This window comes from Streptomyces finlayi, assembly GCF_014216315.1.
Classification (GTDB): domain Bacteria; phylum Actinomycetota; class Actinomycetes; order Streptomycetales; family Streptomycetaceae; genus Streptomyces; species Streptomyces finlayi_A.
Genome location: NZ_CP045702.1, coordinates 6,475,335 through 6,489,242 on the forward strand (window position 1 = coordinate 6,475,335; position 13,908 = coordinate 6,489,242).

The window sequence follows — 13,908 nt, forward strand, 5'->3', positions numbered from 1 at the left end:
ATGGGCGAACAGCCGCCGGTCCTGTGCCTGCGTTTCCGCCGGATCGGCGGGGAGCTTCCGGACAGCGCGGAGTACGAGGGGCTGATCGCCCTCCTCGGTGCGTTCACCCCGGTCGTCGAGGCCGCACCGCCTGATGCGGCACTCGCCGATGTGAGCGGTGCGCTGCGCTACTTCGGGCAGGACGTGACAGGTCTGGCCTCGGTGATCCGGGTCCGCGCGCTCGCCCTGCACGGCGTGGACTGCGCGATCGGGGCGGCCGCCAATCCGATGCTGGCCAGGATGGCCGCGCGGCAGGCGGCGCCCGGTACGACCTTCGTGGTGCCCGTGGACGGGGCGGCCGCATTTCTCGGGGCCAGACCCGCCGCCGCACTGGACGGGGTCGGGGCGGCCACGGCGCGCACCCTGTGCGGATACGGGCTGGACTCCGTCGGCCGGATCGCCGCCGCGCCGCTCGCCACCCTGCAGCGGATCACCGGCGTGCGGACGGGGCGCGACCTGTGGGAGCGGGCGAACGGCATCGACCGTACGCGGGTCGTACCGAACGCCGCCGCCCGGTCGATCGCCGCCGAACGGTCCTTCCCCCGCGACGAGCTGGACCCGGAACAGCACCGCCGCGCGCTCCTCTCGCTCACCGAGGAGCTGGGCACCCGGCTGCGTACCGAGGGGCAGGTGTGCCGCGCCCTCGCGGTCACCGTGCGCTACGCGGCCCGCAGCGGATACGCGACGCTGACCCGCAGCCGTACGCTCCGCGAACCCACCGCCCACTCGGTGGAGCTCGCCGGACTCGCGTACCGCATCCAGGACTCGCTGGGGCTCCAGCGCGCCCGGGTGCGGGGGATCGCGCTGCGGGCGGAGGGGCTGTACGAGGCGGAGAGGGCGGCCCATCAGCTCACCTTCGACCCGGTGGACGAGCGGGCGCGGCGCATCGAGGAGGTGGCGGACCGGCTGCGCGCCAGGTTCGGCCCGGACGTGGTGAAGCCTGGGCGTCTCGCCGCCTGAATCCGGCCGGCACCGAAGCGCGTTGCCGTGGAGCCAGTTTTTACCGACGCGTAACTTCCCCCGCTACCCTACTCGTGCGTAAGTTGACATGAGCACATAATTCTTGTGGTCCGGACCACAGGGCGCTCAGACATCGCAACTCCATTGAGCCGCAAGGAGAACACACGATGCTGCCCTGGAAACGTCCCGGACGCACCCGCCGTGCGCGCCGGACGCTGACCGCGCTGCTCCTGGTCGTCGCAGCCTTCGCCGCCCCCACGGCGACCGCGACCGCCGCCACCCCCACAGCCGAGGCCACCACCAACTCCCGTGGCTGGAACGACTACGCCTGCAAGCCCTCCGCAGCCCATCCCCGCCCCGTCGTCCTGGTCCACGGCACGTTCGGGAACTCGGTCGACAACTGGCTCGTCCTCGCCCCCTACCTCGTCAACCGGGGATACTGCGTCTTCTCCCTCGACTACGGGCAGCTCCCCGGCGTCCCGTTCTTCCACGGGCTCGGCCCGATCGACAAGTCGGCCGGACAGCTCGACGTGTTCGTCGACAAGGTGCTCGCCGCCACCGGAGCGCCGAAGGCCGACCTGGTGGGCCACTCGCAGGGCGGCATGATGCCGAACTACTACCTGAAGTTCCTCGGCGGTGCCGCGAAGGTGAACGCCCTCGTGGGCCTCGCGCCCGACAACCACGGCACCACCCTCCTCGGGCTGACCAAACTGCTGCCGTACTTCCCGGGCGCCGAGGACCTGATCGCCGCCGCCACTCCCGGCCTCGCCGACCAGATCGCCGGGTCCGCGTTCATGACCAAGCTCAACGCGGGCGGCGACACCGTGCCCGGGGTCCGGTACACCGTCATCGCGACCCGCTACGACGAGGTGGTGACCCCGTACCGCACGCAGTACCTGGACGGACCGAACGTACGCAACGTCCTGCTCCAGGATCTGTGCGCGGTCGACCTGTCCGAGCACGTGGCGATCGGGACCATCGACCGGATCGCGTTCCACGAGGTGGAGAACGCCCTCGATCCGGCGCACGCCACCCCGACGAACTGCTTCTCGGTGATCGGCTGAGTCCGGCGCTCAGCCGTGCTGATCAGCGGCTGTGACGAGCCCCCGAAGCCGCTGACGCCGCCCGGCGGCGTACCGAGGTGAACAGCGCCGCCGCGCCGACCGCGAGTGCCGCCACGCCGCAGACCGCGAGGTACGCGCTGTTGCTCGTGCCTCCGGTCTCGGCCAGCTCCTCGCCGGCTCCGGAGCCTTTGGCCACCGGTTGCGTTGGCCGGCTCGGAGACCTCGGCCCCGGGCATCGCGGTACCGGGCGTCGCAGCTCAGAAGTGATTAGGAACAGCGCGGTAACGCCGCTCCCGACGCCCCGTTCCGCCGTACCGCGGCGTCACCGCACCGGGACGCGGACAGCCAGTCCTGCTCGTCATCGGTCTCGTCGGGCCCGGCATGCGGCGGTACGGACCGCAGTGGCCGCTGCCGTGCGGGGCCGACCGGCGTTGTCAGTGGCGGCTGGCACCATCGGACGTATGACGACGATCGACTGGGACGCCGCCGCCGACTCCTTCGACGAAGACCCGGACCACGGGCTGCTCGACCCCGTGGTCCGCGCCGCCTGGGCACGCAGAATGGAGAGCTGGCTGCCCGTCACGGACTCCGCCGTCCTGGACCTCGGATGCGGCACCGGGAGCCTCGCGCTGCTCGCCGCCGAGCGGGGCCACCGGGTCACGGCCGTGGACGCCTCCCCGGCCATGGCGGACCGGGCCCGGGCCAAGCTCGCCGGGACCGGCGCGGAGGTGCTGGTGGGGGATGCGAACCGGCCGCCGGTCGGTGAGCGGAGATTCGACGTCGTCCTCGCCCGGCACGTGGTGTGGCTGCTCCCCGATCCGGGAGCCGCCCTGCGCCACTGGTGCGGTCTGCTGAAGCCCGGCGGCCGGCTGGTGCTGGTCGAAGGCGTCTGGAGCGGGGCGGGCATCCCGGCCGAGCGCCTGACCCGGCTGCTCGCCCCGCTCGCGGAGCGCGTGCACCACGAGCGGCTCTCCCAGGACCAGGCCCTCTGGGGCGGACGGGTGGACGACGAGCGGTACGCGGTACTCGCCCACACCCGGCCGCCGCACCGGCACACCGAGGTCGTCGACGTGCACCTCGTCATGCGCCGGGGCCCCGACGTCCTGCTCGCCCGCCGCGCCGGTACGGGGTACGCGGACGGCCTCCTGCACGCGCCGTCCGGTCACGTGGAGGCCGGCGAGGACGTCCGCGAGGCGATGATCCGCGAGACCGCGGAGGAGACCGGTGTCGCCCTGGACCCCGAGGAGCTGCGGGTGGCCCTGGTCATGCAGCACCGCGGCCCCGGCGGCGCCCCACGCGTCGGCTGGTTCTTCGAGGCCGAGTACGACCCGGCCCGGCCCCCGCGCAACACCGAACCCGACAAGTGCTCGGAACTGACCTGGGCCCCGCTGGACGCCCTCCCGGACGACATGGTCGCGTACTGCCGCGCGGGGCTGGACGCCTACCGGGCGGGTGAGCGCTTCCTGATCCACTGGCACGAGGACGACGACCCGGTGGCGTACGCCCCGGACGGGCCCCGGCGGGCGGTGCCGCTGCGGCAGAGCGGGGAGCCGGCGGACGCCTCATAGGGTTTTTCGTTTGGATCAGGCCGGATCACGCCGGCCCCCGCGAGCCCGGCATGATCCAAACGAAAGACCCTAGGCCAGCAGGCCTGCCAGAGCCCCGGTGCGGGCGAGGTGTTCCAGTTCGTCCAGGGCCAGGGTCGCGGACCTGGCCGCCTCCGGGTCCCGTTCCGCGAGCCCGCTCGCCTCGAACTCGTCCTCGTCCAGACGCAGGACCGAGGAGCGGTCCGCAGAGACCCACAGGTCGAGATCCAGGTCGTCGACCAGCAGTTCCCCGTCGCGGAGAACGGCCGGGCGGGTCACGTCGCAGTACCAGCCCTTCAGCACCCCGTCACCGGTGCGGACCTCCTTCACCGCGAACCAGCGGTCGCGCCAGTAGTGCTCGGTGAAGACGTCGCCCGGCTCGAACCGTACGAAGCCGAAGTCGCGGACACCGGGCGCCGCCCAGGGCGCCCGGACCGTCACACGGTTGCCGTCGTCGCTGACCAGACCGGCCGGGTAGCGGATCTTGGTCCGGCCCGCTTTGGCGAGGACGACGGTCAGAGCGGGGGCCGTGGTGGCCGGCTCAGGCGAACGTGCGGACATGGCGTACCTCCGTGGCGCAGATCTCGTAGCCGAACCAGGAGTTGACGGCCAGCATCGGGCCGTTGTCCGCGTCGTTGCCGGTGTACGCGTCCGTGTAGCCCGCGGCCCTGGCCCGGTGCAGGGAGTCGTTCTTCACGAGCTTCGCCAGGCCCCGGCCGCGGTAGGCACGCCGGGTGCCCGTCATGCCCGTGGAGTAGCGGGTCAGGCCGTCCGTGGTGGCGGCGCTGAACGCGGCCACCACGCCGTCCACCATCGCGACCGAGGTGAGCTCCCGGTCCAGGCCCGGATGGCGCCAGGTGTGGTTCAGCCAGTCCTCGTAGTCCGTGAGCTCGGAGGGGGTGTCGCTCGGCTCGTCCGCCGTCGTTTCGGCGTCGGCCTCGAACAGCGGCCGGGGGTCGTCCCCGAAGTCGGCGGCCGTACGCAACTCGACACCCACCGGTACCTCCTGGCGTTCCGGCAGGGTGCCGTTCACCAGGTCGAGGTGGAGGAGGTGCGCGGGCCGGCTCGCCACGTAACCGCGCCTGCGGGCGAACTCGAGGTTGGCCGGCTCGTCGAGCACCCAGGTGTAGACGGCGACCGCGCCGGCCTCGGCGAGGTACCCCTCGGCGGTGCTCAGCAGCAACGAGCCCGCCCCGCGTCCGAGCCGGTCGGGCCGGACGTAGGGATTGCAGAAGCCCTGACCGGGCTCCGGTGTGTCGTAGGAGAAGCCGACCTGCGCCGTGCCGATGACCTCCCCGTCCTCCTCGGCGACCAGCTGGCGGTACTTCTTGTCGGGGTGTGCGTGAGCCAGGTCGAACGCGACCTGTTCCTCGTTGGTCACCATGTACGCAAGCGCGGCACGGCGCACCGACACCCACGCTTCCAGGTCGGCGGGCCGGATGTCCCGGACGATGACAGTCATGCGGCGGAGGCTACGCGGAGCGCCGCGCCGGTCGCCTCCGATTTTCCGGCCCGTGAGTGGCGGCCGGTGAGCGCCTGCGAGCCACGACCCGCGAGCGACGACCCGCGAGCGGCGGCCCCCGGGGAGGCGCCGTGGGGGACAATCGTGCGGTGACTCTGAAGATCGCTCTTGACCCGGATGCCGCCACCGCCCCGTACGAGCAACTGCGCACGCAGATCTCCGAACAGGCCCGCTCCGGCGCCCTGCCCGTCGGGTACAGACTGCCGACCGTACGCGGCTTCGCCGAAGAACTGGGCCTCGCCGCCAACACCGTCGCCAAGGCGTACCGCGCGCTGGAGGCCGACGGGGTGATCGAGACCCGTGGCCGCAACGGCACGTTCGTGGCCACCGCGGGGGACGCGGCGGACCGCAAGGCGGCGGCCGCCGCGCAGGAGTACGCGGAACAGGCGCAACGGCTGGGGCTGTCGCGGGCGGAGGCACTGTCACTCGCGGAGGACGCGGTGCGGGCGGCCTACGGGCGGTGACCGGGGGCCGGCCGGGTCAGAGGTAGAGTCCCGCGTCCGAGCCCACGTCCTGCTTCGGCACGGACGCCGGGCCGTTGCCGCGCCGCAGGGCGTACAGCTCGGCGAGTGTCGCGCCCTCCCGCCCCAGGCCCTCCTCCGTGCCCAGCCAGCCGGCCGACTCCTCCCGGGTCAGTGAACCCACCTCGATCCGGGCCAGGCAGCGGCCGGGCCTGACGACCGCCGGATGGAGCCGCTCCAGGTCCTCGTTGGTCGTCACCCCGACCAGGACGTTGCGGCCCTGGCCCAGCAGCCCGTCCGTCAGGTTCAGCAGCCGGGACAGAGCCTGGCCCGCCGTGTGCTTGGCCTCGCCGCGGATCAGTTCGTCGCAGTCCTCCAGCAGCAGCAGCCGCCACCGCTCCTTCGACGTCCCGTCGTCCTCACCGATCGCGATGTCCATCAGATAGCCGACGTCGTTGAAGAGCCGCTCCGGATCGAGGACGCAGTCGACCTGGCACCAGTCCCGCCAGGACCGGGCGAGCGTACGCAGCGCGGAGGTCTTGCCCGTGCCGGGCGGGCCGTGCAGCAGGAGGAGACGGCCCGCGATGTCGTCCGGTGTCAGCTTCATCAGCCGGTCCATCGCACCGGCCACCGGAGCCGTGTAGTTACGGCGGACCTCCTCCCACGTCCTGGCGGCGATCTGCCGCGTGGTGCGGACCGGACCCCGGCGCGGGGAGACGTACCAGAAGCCCATGGTCACGTTCTCGGGCTGTGGTTCGGGTTCGTCCTGGGCGCCGTCCGTCGACTGGCCCAGTACCTTTTCAGCCAGTTCGGGGCTGGTCGCCGTGACCGTGACATCGGCGCCCCGGTTCCACCGGGAGATCAGCAGGGTCCATCCCTCGCCCTCGGCGAGCGTGGCGCTGCGGTCGTTGTCGCGGGCCGCCCTCAACACCGTGGCGGCCGGGGGCAGCAGGGTCGCCGCCTTCCTGACGCGGTCGAGCGAGGAACTGTGGGCGTACGGCTGCTCTCCCGTCGCGAAGCGGCCGAGGAAGAGTGCGTCGACGACGTCGGCCGGTGAATCGCTGTCGTCGACATTCAGCCGGATCGGCAGTGCGGACTCGGGGTTGGCAGGCATGGCGTCCATGATCCGGCACCCGCCCCCGCGGTGCACCCAGGTTTCATCAGCCGGTGCCGCTTGTACCGCGTCGGTGTGACGCGCACTCAGGGGAGCGTGTCGGCACACTGGTCCAATGTTTTTGGCATGAACACTTCCAAAGATGGCGGAGGAGCTGCTACTACGGAGTAGGCAGAGACCCTGCTCTAGGAGGTTCCATGAAAATGTCCAGACTTGTGGCGTTCTCGTCCTCTCTTCTGTTAGGAGCCGCCCTCGCCCTGGCCGGTGTGGGTACCGCTCACGCCGCGGAATCCGCGGCCGTCGACTACGTCGCACTCGGCGACTCCTACTCGTCCGGAGTCGGCGCAGGCAGCTATATCGCCGCCAGTGGCGACTGCAAGCGCAGCACCCGCGCCTACCCCTCGCTCTGGGCCGCTGCCAACGCGCCCGCCTCATTCGCCTTCACCGCCTGCTCGGGTGCCCGCACGAACGATGTGACGGCCGGTCAGCTCGGGCCGGTGAACTCCTCGACCGACCTGGTCTCGATCTCCGTCGGCGGCAATGACGCGGGCTTCGCCGACGTCATGACCACCTGCGTCCTCCAGTCCGAGTCCACCTGCCTCGGCCGGATCGCCACCGCCCGCGCCTATGTCGACTCGACCCTGCCCGGCAGGCTCGACTCCGTGTACTCCGCGATCAGCGCCAAGGCCCCGTCGGCCCGTGTCGTCGTCCTCGGCTATCCCCGCTTCTACAAGCTCGGCGGCAGCTGCCTCGCCGGTCTCAGCGAGAACGAGCGCGCCGCCATCAACGGGGCCGCCGACTACCTCAACGCGGCCACCGCGAAGCGTGCCGCCGACCACGGCTTCACCTTCGGTGACGTCACCCCCACCTTCACCGGCCATGAGATCTGCTCCGGCAGCGCCTGGCTGCACAGTGTGAAGTGGCTGAACATCGGCGAGTCCTACCACCCCACCGCCGCCGGACAGTCGGGCGGCTACCTGCCCGTCCTCGACTCGGCCGCCTGACCGCACCCGCCCCGCTCGATCACTCCCCGGCCGGCACCTCGGCCGTCGGGTGGGAGGCCCCGTCCGTAGGGGTCTCCCGCTCGCAGGTCACCGAGATCTCCACACCGTTCGACGTCGCGGCGACGGGCGAGCGGACCTCCAGCACGATCGTCCCCCGGTACGTGCGGTCGGGCGAACCCTCCTGCGGATACGTCAGTTCCGTGTGCGACACCTGCTTCTGCTTCCGGTCGCCCGCGGCGAAGTCAACGGACCTCCAGACCGGATCGGAGGCCGTGCCCCCTTCGATCACCCAGCGGTACTCGACCCTCGCCGGGGTGCGCCCCACGGTGACGGTCGCGGTGACCGCCGGTGCGAGGGTCCGCGGCGGCGGGCAGCTTCCCTCGTAACCGCCGCGCACCACGGCCAGATGCACCCGCACCGACTGGGGCCGCTGCGTGGTGCCGCCGTGCCCGCTGCCCCCGGCCGGGCCCCCGCCGCCCTGGCGCGTCGTCGCTGCCGGCTTCCCCGGATTGCTCGCGGCCGTCGGCTGCGGAGTGCGCGTGGCCGCGGCCGGCGCGCTGCCCGTCGCACCCGGTGTCGCGCGCGTGCCGCTGATACCCGGACCCTTCTCCTCGTTGTCCGCCGTGAGCGCCCGGACGGCCCCGCCCACCGCCAGCAGCGCCGCCACCCCCAGCACCGCTGCCACCGCACCGGCCCGAAGCGGGCCGCCCCCGACGCGGGTGGGGGTGACACGGGTGTCCGTGGCCGGGCGGCCCGCGGCGGACCTGTCCGGCGGCAGCGGCCCGGGAGCAGGCGTCGTGCGCCTGCCCCGAGCCGGCTGCGGCGTCCTCGCCGTCACCGTCGGGCTCGACGGGCCGGCCGCCACGGTGCCGGTTTCGGTTCCGCCGGCCGCCACGGTGCCGGTCCCGGTTCCGCCGGCCGCCACGACCCGGAGCAGTCGCTCGGTCTCCCGGGCGGCCGGCCGCTCGGCCGGGTCCTTGCGCAGGAGCCCCTCGATGACCGGCCCGAGCGGGCCCGCCCTGCGCGGAGGCGGCGGTTCCTCGTCGACCACGGCCCGCAGCGTGCTCAGCGGAGTGTCCTGGCGGAACGGGGAGTTTCCCTCGGTCGCGGCGTACAGAAGCACTCCGAGCGACCAGAGGTCCGACGCGGGCCCCGGCGTGCGCCCCAGCGCGCGTTCCGGAGCGAGGAATTCGGGGGAGCCGATCAGCTCGCCCGTCATGGTGAGGGCGGACGAACCCTCCACCACGGCGATGCCGAAGTCGGTCAGGACCACCCGGCCGTCGTTGCCGAGGAGGACGTTGCCCGGCTTCACGTCGCGGTGCAGCACTCCCGCGTCGTGGGCGCTGCGCAGGGCCGCCAGGACCTCGGCGCCGATACGCGCCGCGCGACGGGGCGTCAGGGGGCCCTCGGCGTCCAGTACATCCGAGAGCGAGAGCCCCCGGATCAGCTCCATCACGATCCACGGCCGCGCGTCCTCGGTGGCCACGTCGTAGACGGTGACGACGTTGCGGTGCGAGATCCGGGCCGCCGCCCATGCCTCCCGTTCGAGGCGGGCGTAGAGCCGCTGTACGTCGGGCGCGGGGAGTCCGTCGGGCGCCCGGACCTCCTTCACGGCGACCTCGCGGCCCAGTACCTCGTCGCGCGCCCGCCATACGACACCCATCCCGCCCTGTCCCAGGGGCCCCAGCAGACGGTAGCGCCCCGCGATCGATCGGTCGTTGCCCGGCACTTCGCTCACGGTGATCCCCCATCAGCAGTGGCGGCGGCGGCACGGCGAAACCCTTCCAAGTTAGCTCAACCCGGCCTGCTGGACGCCCTCTTGTACAGGGATGGTCCCTGTCGGCCTTGACCACCCGTATGTCCAACTCACTCTGGAATCGGCGTTATTCGGCAACTGGTCGTCAACCTCCGTATACGTGTGCGCAATCCTTCGACCGGGATACACGAGTGCCGCCGAGGAGCGATAGGGTTAACCTGCCCGGGCCGGGTGCCCTCGTACGGGTGGGGAGTGACATGGAACAGATAACGGTGCGCAGCAGGGCGCGTGTGCCTGCCATCACGTGTGGGAGCAGTGCGACAAGTTCGCGCCTCGACCGCCATCTCGCAGTGCTCGGCGGTCCTGCCGTCCCGCAGCGAGAGGCGGCCGAAGCGACGCTGCTGATGCGTGAACTGACCTCGCGCGACGCCGCGCACACCCGCCGGAGCAGGAGCGCGCGTGTCTCGCTCTTCGCCCCGCTGCGGCGACTGCGGCGCTCGCTCTTCGGCAGCCGCCACTGACCCGACGGCACGTCAGCACCGATCCGGCCCCACCGTTCGGGGCGGTTCAGACGATCACACCGTCCCGGCGCAGCGCTGCTGTCTGCTCGCCCGTCATCCCCAAGGCACGCAGGTTTGCGTCGGTATGTTCTCCCAGCGCCGGTACGGCGCCCATCCGCGGCTCCGCCCCGCCCGGCAGCGTGATGGGCGGCAGCAGCGCCCGCAACGCCCCGACCGGTGACTCCACTTCCCGCCACCGGTTCCGGGCGGCCAGCTGCGGATGGGCCACGACATCGGCCACGGTATTCAGCCGGGCGCAGGCGATGCCCGCCGCGTCCAGTGCGGCGAGTGCTTCTTCCACGGTCAGGGCCCCCAGCGCGCGTGCCACCGCTGCGTCGGTCCGTTCCCGGTTCGCGGTCCTGGCCGCGTTCGTGGCGAAGGCCGGATCGTCCGCCAGACCGGGCTGCCCCAGCACCTGGTCCGCCAGTCGTCGCCACTCCCGGTCGTTCTGGACGGAGAGCAGCACCCGTTCCCCGTCCGACGTGGCGTAGGCGTCGTAGGGTGCGATGACGGAGTGCGCGAGGCCGGTGCGCTCCGGGGACTCGCCTCCGTGCATCCCGTGGTGGAGGGGGTGGCCCATCCACTCGGTCAGCGCGTCCAGCATGGAGACCTCCACGGGCCCGCCGCGTCCCGTGGTGGCGCGTCGCAGCAGGGCGGCCAGTACGCCCGAGAAGGCGTACATAGCCGCCGCGATGTCCGCCGCCGGAATCCCGGCCTTCACCGGCTGCCCCGGAGTGCCGGTGACCGACACCAGCCCCGCCTCGCACTGGACGAGCATGTCGTAGGCGCGCTTGTGGGCGTACGGCCCCTCGGCCCCGTATCCGGAGATGTCGACGGCCACCAGGCGGGGGTGTGCCGCGCAGAGCGTGGCGGCGTCCAGGCCCAGCCGGGCGGCGGCGCCCTGGGCGAGGTTCTGTACGAACACATCGGCGCCTGCGACGAGTTGGCGCACCACCGCGAGGCCGCGCGGGTCCTTGAGGTCGATGGCCACGGATTCCTTGCCGCGGTTGCACCAGACGAAGTGGGAGGCGAGCCCCCGGGCCGCCGTGTCGTAGCCGCGGGCGAAGTCACCGCCGTCCGGGCGCTCGATCTTGACGACCCTGGCGCCGAGGTCGGCCAGCTGCCGGGTGGCGAAGGGCGCCGCTACGGCCTGCTCGACGGCGACGACGGTCACACCGTCGAGGGGGAGGGGCTGAGTGCTCATCCGCCGTGCTTACCGTGTGACCCGCGGCTTTGTCATCCCCGGCCGGCGCGGGTCACGGTACGCACCGCGGTTCAGGTGCCGCCCCGTGTGTACCGGCGCACGGTGAGCGGTACGAACACGAGGAGCATGACCGCGCACCAGGCCAGGGTGCCCGCGACCGGGTGGGCCACCGGCCAGGCGGCGTCGGCGGCCGGGGCCGCGTTGCCGAAGAGGTCGCGGGTGGCCGTGGCCATGGCGCTGATCGGATTCCACTCCGTGACGGTGCGCAGCCAGCCCGGCTGGTCGTCCGTGGGGACGTACGCGCTGGAGAGCAGCGGCAGGACGAAGGTGGCGCTGCCCAGCTGGCCGGCGGCCTCCTCCTTGCGGACGAGCAGGCCCAGGAAGTAGCCCACCCAGGACGTGGCGAACCGGAACAGGAGCAGCAGACCGAACGCGCCGAGCGCCCCGGCCCAGCCGCCCTCGACACGCCAGCCCGCCGCGAGCCCGGCCAGCATCAGGGGAACGAATCCCACCGCCGTGGTCAGCAGGTCGGCGGTGTTGGCCCCGAGGGGCACGGCGGCCCTGCTCATGGGCAGCGTACGGAGGCGGTCCATCACCCCGCGGTCGCAGTCCTGCGCCGCCGCGAACATCCCGATCATGAGCCCGTTGGCGGCCGTCGCGGCGACGAGGCCCGGCACCAGGAAGGCGCGGTACTCCTGGCCCGGCACGGCCAGGGCGCTGCCGAAGACGTAGCCGAAGAACAGCAGCATGGTGATCGGCATGGTCTGGGTCAGGATCAGTATCCCGGGCGAGGCCCTGAGCCGTTGCAGATGGCGGCCGGTCATGGCCGGCGCGTCGGCGATCAGGGTGCCGGTGGCGGGTGCCGGGCTGTGCTCGGCGACCAGGGCGGTGGTGCTCATGCCGCCTGCTCCTTCAGTTCGTCGCCACCGCGTGCGGTGAGGCGGAGGAAGACCTCGTCGAGGGTCGGGGGCCGCAGACTCGCGTCGATCACCGGCACGCCCGCGGCGTCCAGTTCGCGGACGATGCGCGGCAGGGTGAGGGTGGGGTCGGTCGTCACGGCGCCGACCGTGCGGCGCTCGTGGTCGAGTACCGGTTCGGTGCCGGTCAGGTGGTCCAGCACACCGGCGGCGGGGGTGAGCGCCGAGGCGTGCGCCACGACGACTTCCGCGTAACTCCCGATGCGCGCCTTGAGTTCGGCGGGGGTCCCCCGGTGGGCGGCCCTGCCGTGATCGATGAGGACGATGTCGTCGGCCAGCCGGTCGGCCTCCTCCAGATACTGGGTGGTGAGCAGGACGGTGGTGCCCCGGTCCGCCAGTTCGCGCACCGCCGACCAGATCTGGTTGCGGCTCTGCGGGTCGAGTCCGGTGGTCGGTTCGTCGAGGAAGAGGACCTGAGGGCGGGTGAGGAGGCTGGCGGCCAGGTCGAGGCGCCGGCGCATACCGCCGGAGTAGGTGCTCGCCGGGCGGTCGGCGGCCCCGGTCAGCTCGAAGCGTTCGAGGAGTACGTCGGCGCGGGTGCGGCCTGCCTCGCCCCGGAAGCGGAGCAGCCGGGCGAACAGGCGCAGGTTCTGCCGGCCGGTGAGGTCGCCGTCGACGGAGGCGTACTGCCCGGTGACACCGATCACCCCGCGCACGGCGTGGGCCTCGCGCACCACGTCGTGGCCCGCGATCCTGGCGCTCCCGCCGTCCGGTGCGGTCAGGGTCGTGAGCAGGCGGACGGCGGTGGTCTTGCCCGCACCGTTGGGGCCCAGTACCCCGCAGACGGTGCCCTCGGCCACGGCGAGGTCGAGCCCGCGCAGCGCGTGGACGTCCCCGTAGCGCTTCTCCAGACCCTCACTAAGTACAGCGTACGTAGTAGTCATGCGCCCACGCTACCGCACTACGTACGCTGTACGTAACTAGCATGGGGGGTGAGGTGGTGATCGATGGTGGGGCGACCCGCTGTACCCGAAGTGATCTGGACCCGTCCCGAACGTGCCGGCCGTGGCCCCAGGCCGGCTTTCAGCCGGGCCGACATCGCGGCCGCCGCCGTGCGCATCGCCGACGCTGAAGGCATCGACGCGGTGTCGATGCGGAAGGTGGCCGCGGAGATCGGCTGCGGCACGATGTCGCTGTACAACTACGTGCCGCGCAAGGAGGACCTGCTGGAGCTGATGGTCGACGCGATCAGCGCGGAGTACGACCTGTCGGCCCCGCCGTCGGAGGACTGGCGGGCCGCCGTCGTCGCGCTCGCGCACCAGACACGTGCGCTGATGCACCGGCACCCCTGGGTGCCGGGCGTGATCTCGGGCGTCTACGGCTTCAGCCCGAACGTGCTGGCCTTCCTGGAGCACGAGTTGAGCCTGCTGGACGCGCTCGACGTGCCCTTCGGCGAGAAGATGGAGCTGATCGCCCTCGTCCAGGGCGTGGTCACCACGTTCGTGGCCAACGAGATCGCCACGGCGGAACACAGCAGGTCCCTGCCGTGGACCGAGGAGCAGGAGAAGGCCGCCCGCACCAGCTATCTGATCAGCCAGATCTCCACCGGGAGGTATCCGCGGATGGCGGCCGGATTCGCCGAGGCACCTGGACCGGCCGACCCGGACGTCTTCTTCGAACGGGCGCTGGGCAGGGTGCTGTCCTCCTTCGGCCGCCCCTAG

14 protein-coding genes and 1 pseudogene are annotated in these 13,908 nt (G+C 72.2%); 7 read left to right on the plus strand and 8 right to left on the minus strand.

Annotation, left to right across the window (positions count from 1 at the left end; all coding sequences use genetic code 11):
• Both F0344_RS29640 and F0344_RS29645 read left to right on the plus strand, forming a co-directional pair.
• Entirely contained in the window at positions 1 to 999 is a 999-nt protein-coding gene (locus F0344_RS29640) for a DNA polymerase Y family protein (protein WP_185302958.1), read from the plus strand.
• A gap of 167 nt (positions 1,000 to 1,166) precedes the next feature.
• The gene (locus F0344_RS29645) at positions 1,167 to 2,063 is read left to right on the plus strand and encodes an esterase/lipase family protein (protein ID WP_185301685.1); all 897 of its coding nucleotides are present in this window, start codon (positions 1,167 to 1,169) and stop codon (positions 2,061 to 2,063) included.
• A 22-nt stretch (positions 2,064 to 2,085) separates the two neighbouring features.
• Here F0344_RS29645 and F0344_RS29650 read toward each other — a convergent pair whose 3' ends face one another.
• Entirely contained in the window at positions 2,086 to 2,259 is a 174-nt protein-coding gene (locus tag F0344_RS29650; RefSeq protein WP_185301686.1) for an LAETG motif-containing sortase-dependent surface protein, read from the minus strand.
• Positions 2,260 to 2,524: 265 nt separating this feature from the next.
• Between F0344_RS29650 and F0344_RS29655 the strand changes: the two are divergent.
• Positions 2,525 to 3,613 (plus strand): annotated as a pseudogene (locus F0344_RS29655) (methyltransferase domain-containing protein); the annotation flags it as partial.
• Between the two features lie 87 nt (positions 3,614 to 3,700).
• Here F0344_RS29655 and F0344_RS29660 read toward each other — a convergent pair.
• Complete coding sequence (locus F0344_RS29660; protein ID WP_185301688.1) at positions 3,701 to 4,210, minus strand: DUF402 domain-containing protein; 510 nt, start codon at positions 4,208 to 4,210, stop codon at positions 3,701 to 3,703.
• Complete coding sequence (locus F0344_RS29665) at positions 4,191 to 5,111, minus strand: GNAT family N-acetyltransferase (protein ID WP_185301689.1); 921 nt, start codon at positions 5,109 to 5,111, stop codon at positions 4,191 to 4,193. Before F0344_RS29665 ends, F0344_RS29660 begins: the two co-directional genes overlap by 20 nt.
• 149 nt (positions 5,112 to 5,260) lie before the next feature.
• Between F0344_RS29665 and F0344_RS29670 the strand changes: the two genes are divergently transcribed.
• On the plus strand, positions 5,261 to 5,635 hold the full coding sequence (locus F0344_RS29670; RefSeq protein ID WP_185301690.1) for a GntR family transcriptional regulator: 375 nt from the start codon (positions 5,261 to 5,263) through the stop codon (positions 5,633 to 5,635).
• Between the two features lie 16 nt (positions 5,636 to 5,651).
• Here the strand turns inward: F0344_RS29670 and F0344_RS29675 are convergent, their stop codons facing one another.
• Positions 5,652 to 6,746 (minus strand): DUF5925 domain-containing protein, encoded by a 1,095-nt coding sequence (locus F0344_RS29675; protein WP_185301691.1) that lies wholly within the window; start codon positions 6,744 to 6,746, stop codon positions 5,652 to 5,654.
• A gap of 197 nt (positions 6,747 to 6,943) precedes the next feature.
• Between F0344_RS29675 and F0344_RS29680 the strand changes: the two genes are divergently transcribed.
• A complete protein-coding gene (locus F0344_RS29680) occupies positions 6,944 to 7,750 on the plus strand; it encodes an SGNH/GDSL hydrolase family protein (protein WP_185301692.1) in 807 nt (268 codons plus the stop codon).
• Between the two features lie 19 nt (positions 7,751 to 7,769).
• Here F0344_RS29680 and F0344_RS29685 read toward each other — a convergent pair whose 3' ends face one another.
• Positions 7,770 to 9,488: a serine/threonine-protein kinase gene (locus tag F0344_RS29685; RefSeq protein WP_185301693.1), complete on the minus strand. Its 1,719-nt coding sequence runs from the start codon at positions 9,486 to 9,488 to the stop codon at positions 7,770 to 7,772.
• Positions 9,489 to 9,763: 275 nt separating this feature from the next.
• Here F0344_RS29685 and F0344_RS29690 point away from each other — a divergent pair, with 275 nt between their 5' ends.
• Entirely contained in the window at positions 9,764 to 10,027 is a 264-nt protein-coding gene (locus F0344_RS29690; RefSeq protein WP_185301694.1) for a hypothetical protein, read from the plus strand.
• Between the two features lie 46 nt (positions 10,028 to 10,073).
• On the opposite strand, the gene F0344_RS29695 is transcribed toward F0344_RS29690, so the two are convergent.
• The 3 genes from F0344_RS29695 to F0344_RS29705 form a co-directional block, all read right to left on the minus strand.
• Positions 10,074 to 11,270 (minus strand): CaiB/BaiF CoA transferase family protein, encoded by a 1,197-nt coding sequence (locus F0344_RS29695; protein WP_185301695.1) that lies wholly within the window; start codon positions 11,268 to 11,270, stop codon positions 10,074 to 10,076.
• Positions 11,271 to 11,341: 71 nt separating this feature from the next.
• A complete protein-coding gene (locus F0344_RS29700) occupies positions 11,342 to 12,094 on the minus strand; it encodes an ABC transporter permease (protein WP_258050311.1) in 753 nt (250 codons plus the stop codon).
• A gap of 71 nt (positions 12,095 to 12,165) precedes the next feature.
• Positions 12,166 to 13,131: an ATP-binding cassette domain-containing protein gene (locus F0344_RS29705; RefSeq protein ID WP_185301697.1), complete on the minus strand. Its 966-nt coding sequence runs from the start codon at positions 13,129 to 13,131 to the stop codon at positions 12,166 to 12,168.
• Positions 13,132 to 13,194: 63 nt separating this feature from the next.
• Here F0344_RS29705 and F0344_RS29710 point away from each other — a divergent pair, with 63 nt between their 5' ends.
• A complete protein-coding gene (locus tag F0344_RS29710; protein ID WP_185301698.1) occupies positions 13,195 to 13,908 on the plus strand; it encodes a TetR/AcrR family transcriptional regulator C-terminal domain-containing protein in 714 nt (237 codons plus the stop codon).